Source organism: Paeniglutamicibacter quisquiliarum (assembly GCF_019084045.1).
Classification (GTDB): Bacteria; Actinomycetota; Actinomycetes; order Actinomycetales; family Micrococcaceae; genus Paeniglutamicibacter; species Paeniglutamicibacter quisquiliarum.
The window spans coordinates 1-5,501 of the sequence record NZ_JAHRED010000022.1 but is presented as its reverse complement, the minus strand read 5'-3'; the positions used below and the strand labels follow the sequence as shown (position 1 = coordinate 5,501).

Sequence of the window (5,501 nt, the reverse complement as noted above, 5' to 3'; positions counted from 1 at the left end):
AGGGGGTGGTGTGGTGTTTGTGGTTTAAGTTGTCGGCCTATTAGTACAGGTCAGCTTCACGAGTCTTTAGTCCTCGCTTCCACATCCTGCCTATCAACCCAGTGGTCTGGCTGGGGGCCTCTCACACTCAAAAGTGTATGGAAATCTCATCTCGAAGTGGGCTTCCCGCTTAGATGCTTTCAGCGGTTATCCCTTCCGAACGTAGCTAATCAGCGGTGCACTTGGCAGTACAACTGACACACCAGAGGTTCGTCCGTCCCGGTCCTCTCGTACTAAGGACAGCTCTTCTCAAATTTCCTGCGCGCGCAGCGGATAGGGACCGAACTGTCTCACGACGTTCTAAACCCAGCTCGCGTACCGCTTTAATGGGCGAACAGCCCAACCCTTGGGACCTACTCCAGCCCCAGGATGCGACGAGCCGACATCGAGGTGCCAAACCATGCCGTCGATATGGACTCTTGGGCAAGATCAGCCTGTTATCCCCGAGGTACCTTTTATCCGTTGAGCGACGGCCGTTCCACAACGTGCCGCCGGATCACTAGTCCCGACTTTCGTCCCTGCTCGAGCTGTCGCTCTCACAGTCAAGCTCCCTTGTGCACTTACACTCGACACCTGATTGCCAACCAGGCTGAGGGAACCTTTGGGCGCCTCCGTTACTCTTTAGGAGGCAACCGCCCCAGTTAAACTACCCATCAGGCACTGTCCCTGACCCAGATCATGGGCCGAAGTTAGGTGACCGGTACAGCCAGAGTGGTATTTCAACGATGACTCCACCCGAACTAGCGTCCGGGCTTCACAGTCTCCCACCTATCCTACACAAGCTGCACCGAACACCAATACCAAACTATAGTAAAGGTCTCGGGGTCTTTCCGTCCTGCTGCGCGTAACGAGCATCTTTACTCGTAGTGCAATTTCGCCGAGTTCATGGTTGAGACAGCGGGGAAGTCGTTACTCCATTCGTGCAGGTCGGAACTTACCCGACAAGGAATTTCGCTACCTTAGGATGGTTATAGTTACCACCGCCGTTTACTGGGGCTTAAATTCTCAGCTTCGCTCCGAAGAGCTAACCGGTCCTCTTAACCTTCCAGCACCGGGCAGGAGTCAGTCCGTATACATCGTCTTGCGACTTCGCACGGACCTGTGTTTTTAGTAAACAGTCGCTTCCCCCTGGTCTCTGCGGCCCACACCCGCTCGCGCCAGCAAGTGGCGTCCACGGGGCAGGCCCCCCTTCTCCCGAAGTTACGGGGGCATTTTGCCGAGTTCCTTAACCATGATTCTCTCGATCGCCTTAGTATTCTCTACCTGATCACCTGTGTCGGTTTGGGGTACGGGCGGCTAAAACCTCGCGTCGATGCTTTTCTTGGCAGCATAGGATCACCGAATCACCCCCCAAGGGGGGCGCCTATCGGATCTCAGGCTATGTGAGTCGCGGATTTGCCTACGACTCGCCCTACATCCTTGGACCAGGTCAATTCCATTGCCTGGCTCGGCTACCTTCCTGCGTCACACCTGTTAATACGCTTACCTCCCTGGTTCGGGTCCCGCGCCGCACACCCGATACCGTTCCCGAAGGAACGATGGTGGGTGGTTGGGGCGGTTAGCATCACCAGGTCAATATGGGCGGTTTTTCACCGGTACGGGAATATCAACCCGTTGTCCATCGACTACGCCTGTCGGCCTCGCCTTAGGTCCCGACTTACCCAGGGCAGATTAGCTTGACCCTGGAACCCTTGATCATTCGGCGGACGGGTTTCTCACCCGTCATTCGCTACTCATGCCTGCATTCTCACTCGTGTGGGCTCCACCGCTGGTTTACACCGCGACTTCACTGCCCACACGACGCTCCCCTACCCATCCACACGGCTGGACCACGAAGGCCTGCCAAATATGTGAATGACGCAACTTCGGCGGTGTGCTTGAGCCCCGCTACATTGTCGGCGCGGAATCACTTGACCAGTGAGCTATTACGCACTCTTTCAAGGGTGGCTGCTTCTAAGCCAACCTCCTGGTTGTCTTCGCAACTCCACATCCTTTTCCACTTAGCACACGCTTAGGGGCCTTAGTTGGCGTTCTGGGCTGTTTCCCTCTCGACTATGAAGCTTATCCCCCACAGTCTCACTGCTGCGCTCTCACTTACCGGCATTCGGAGTTTGGCTGACGTCAGTAACCTTGTAGGGCCCATTAGCCATCCAGTAGCTCTACCTCCGGTAAGAAACACGCAACGCTGCACCTAAATGCATTTCGGGGAGAACCAGCTATCACGAAGTTTGATTGGCCTTTCACCCCTACCCACAGCTCATCCCCTCCATTTTCAACTGAAGTGGGTTCGGTCCTCCACGCGCTCTTACACGCGCTTCAACCTGGCCATGGGTAGATCACTTCGCTTCGGGTCTAGATCACGCCACTAACTCGCCCTATTCAGACTCGCTTTCGCTACGGCTTCCCCACACGGGTTAACCTCGCGACGTAACACTAACTCGCAGGCTCATTCTTCAAAAGGCACGCTGTCACCCCAACAAGGAGGCTCCAACGGATTGTAAGCGCACGGTTTCAGGTACTATTTCACTCCCCTCCCGGGGTACTTTTCACCATTCCCTCACGGTACTTGTCCGCTATCGGTCATTGGGTAGTATTTAGGCTTACCAGGTGGTCCTGGCAGATTCAAACGGGATTTCTCGGGCCCCGTCCTACTTGGGATACTCTCACAAAGCGGCGGCACGCATTCGCACTACGGGACTCTCACCCTCTACGGTCCGGCATTCAAGCCGATTCGCCTATGCGCCCGCACCTCACTTCACCAGTCCGGCAGAACTGGTATGGAAAGTCCCACAACCCCGACCATGCAACGCCCGCCGGCTATCACACATGGCTCGGTTTAGCCCCATCCGCGTTCGCTCGCCACTACTAACGGAATCACTATTGTTTTCTCTTCCTGCGGGTACTGAGATGTTTCACTTCCCCGCGTTCCCTCCACACAGCCTATGTGTTCAGCTGCGGGTCATACGGCATGACACCGTACGGGGTTTCCCCATTCGGAAATCCTGGTCTCAACGTCCGGTTATCGACTCCACCAGGCTTATCGCAGATTCCCACGTCCTTCTTCGGCTCCCAATGCCAAGGCATCCACCGTGCGCCCTTAAAAACTTGACCACAAACATGATCAAAAATTTACATGAGCTTAATATAATTACAATCGAAAGAACCAAGAAAAACACACCCGAAAGTGCGTTCACCAGGTTCAATAATTCATAAGAAATTGCTATGCAAAACAACACCAAACAACCACCAACCCCAAAGGATTGCCGGCTTTTCGATCTTGTCTCACAAGATGCTCGCGTCCACTATACAGTTCCCAAACAACAACCCCGTCACACCCACCACCACACGAACACCCAAGAGGTGCAACTCGTACGGCTTAGGCCATGCGCGGGACAATCCAGAAAAAACAACACCCAACCCCCACACACCCCACAGGGCATGCACCGGGCCGGGGCCTGTTATTTCAGGACCCAACAGTGTGCCAAAAGACCATCCACCCCGTGGAAACCATCGCGTTCCAGCCCGCAAGCGAGCGTACTGACGACAACAACCACAACATGAACAGCCATTATTTGTTGATATTCCACCCTTGAGCACTCGCCCACCAACACAAGTGGTGGATGCGAGCAGCACTGAACACCCGCACGGGAAACACTGTGGAATCCCTGCCTGGTGCTAGTTGCTCCTTAGAAAGGAGGTGATCCAGCCGCACCTTCCGGTACGGCTACCTTGTTACGACTTAGTCCCAATCGCCGGTCCCACCTTCGACGGCTCCCTCCCACAAGGGGTTAGGCCACCGGCTTCGGGTGTTACCAACTTTCGTGACTTGACGGGCGGTGTGTACAAGGCCCGGGAACGTATTCACCGCAGCGTTGCTGATCTGCGATTACTAGCGACTCCGACTTCATGGGGTCGAGTTGCAGACCCCAATCCGAACTGAGACCGGCTTTTTGGGATTAGCTCCACCTCACAGTATCGCAACCCATTGTACCGGCCATTGTAGCATGCGTGAAGCCCAAGACATAAGGGGCATGATGATTTGACGTCGTCCCCACCTTCCTCCGAGTTGACCCCGGCAGTCTCCCATGAGTCCCCGCCTTTACGCGCTGGCAACATGGAACGAGGGTTGCGCTCGTTGCGGGACTTAACCCAACATCTCACGACACGAGCTGACGACAACCATGCACCACCTGTGAACCAGCCCCAAAGGGGAAACCGTGTTTCCACGGCGGTCTGGCACATGTCAAGCCTTGGTAAGGTTCTTCGCGTTGCATCGAATTAATCCGCATGCTCCGCCGCTTGTGCGGGCCCCCGTCAATTCCTTTGAGTTTTAGCCTTGCGGCCGTACTCCCCAGGCGGGGCACTTAATGCGTTAGCTACGGCGCGGAAAACGTGGAATGTCCCCCACACCTAGTGCCCAACGTTTACGGCATGGACTACCAGGGTATCTAATCCTGTTCGCTCCCCATGCTTTCGCTCCTCAGCGTCAGTTAATGCCCAGAGACCTGCCTTCGCCATCGGTGTTCCTCCTGATATCTGCGCATTTCACCGCTACACCAGGAATTCCAGTCTCCCCTACATCACTCTAGTCTGCCCGTACCCACCGCAGATCCGAGGTTGAGCCTCGGACTTTCACGATAGACGCGACAAACCGCCTACGAGCTCTTTACGCCCAATAATTCCGGATAACGCTTGCGCCCTACGTATTACCGCGGCTGCTGGCACGTAGTTAGCCGGCGCTTCTTCTGCAGGTACCGTCACTTTCGCTTCTTCCCTACTGAAAGAGGTTTACAACCCGAAGGCCGTCATCCCTCACGCGGCGTCGCTGCATCAGGCTTTCGCCCATTGTGCAATATTCCCCACTGCTGCCTCCCGTAGGAGTCTGGGCCGTGTCTCAGTCCCAGTGTGGCCGGTCACCCTCTCAGGCCGGCTACCCGTCGTCGCCTTGGTGAGCCATTACCTCACCAACAAGCTGATAGGCCGCGAGTCCATCCCTGACCAAAAAATCTTTCCACCAAGAACCATGCGGTCCACGGTGCATATCCGGTATTAGACCCAGTTTCCCAGGCTTATCCCGAAGTCAAGGGCAGGTTACTCACGTGTTACTCACCCGTTCGCCACTAATCATTCTGTGCAAGCACAAAAGTCATCGTTCGACTTGCATGTGTTAAGCACGCCGCCAGCGTTCATCCTGAGCCAGGATCAAACTCTCCGTAAAAAAATACAGACACAACCAACACGCCGACTGGAAAAAGTCGACCGGGCTGCACCAAGTAAAAAAATCCCGGCAAATTGCCCCAGGCATCCACACGGGGGTGCGGACCCTGAAACCATTCACCAATAAAATAAATAAATTGGTATCAACAAACTTGGCACACTATTGAGTTCTCAAACAACAGACGCTTCCAACCTCCACGACCCGGACTAACGTTTCCTGCCGGCGCTTCGCTCTGGAGCAACTT

Annotated in this window: 2 rRNA genes; both read right to left on the bottom strand. The window is 55.1% G+C overall.

Annotation, left to right across the window (positions count from 1 at the left end):
* Window positions 1-20: 20 nt before the first annotated feature.
* Window positions 21-3,150: ribosomal RNA gene (locus KRR55_RS20075) — 23S ribosomal RNA — on the bottom strand.
* A 579-nt stretch (window positions 3,151-3,729) separates the two neighbouring features.
* Window positions 3,730-5,257 (bottom strand): 16S ribosomal RNA (locus tag KRR55_RS20070).
* The 16S and 23S rRNA genes sit together here, the layout of an rRNA operon.
* Between the last annotated feature and the right edge of the window lie 244 nt (window positions 5,258-5,501).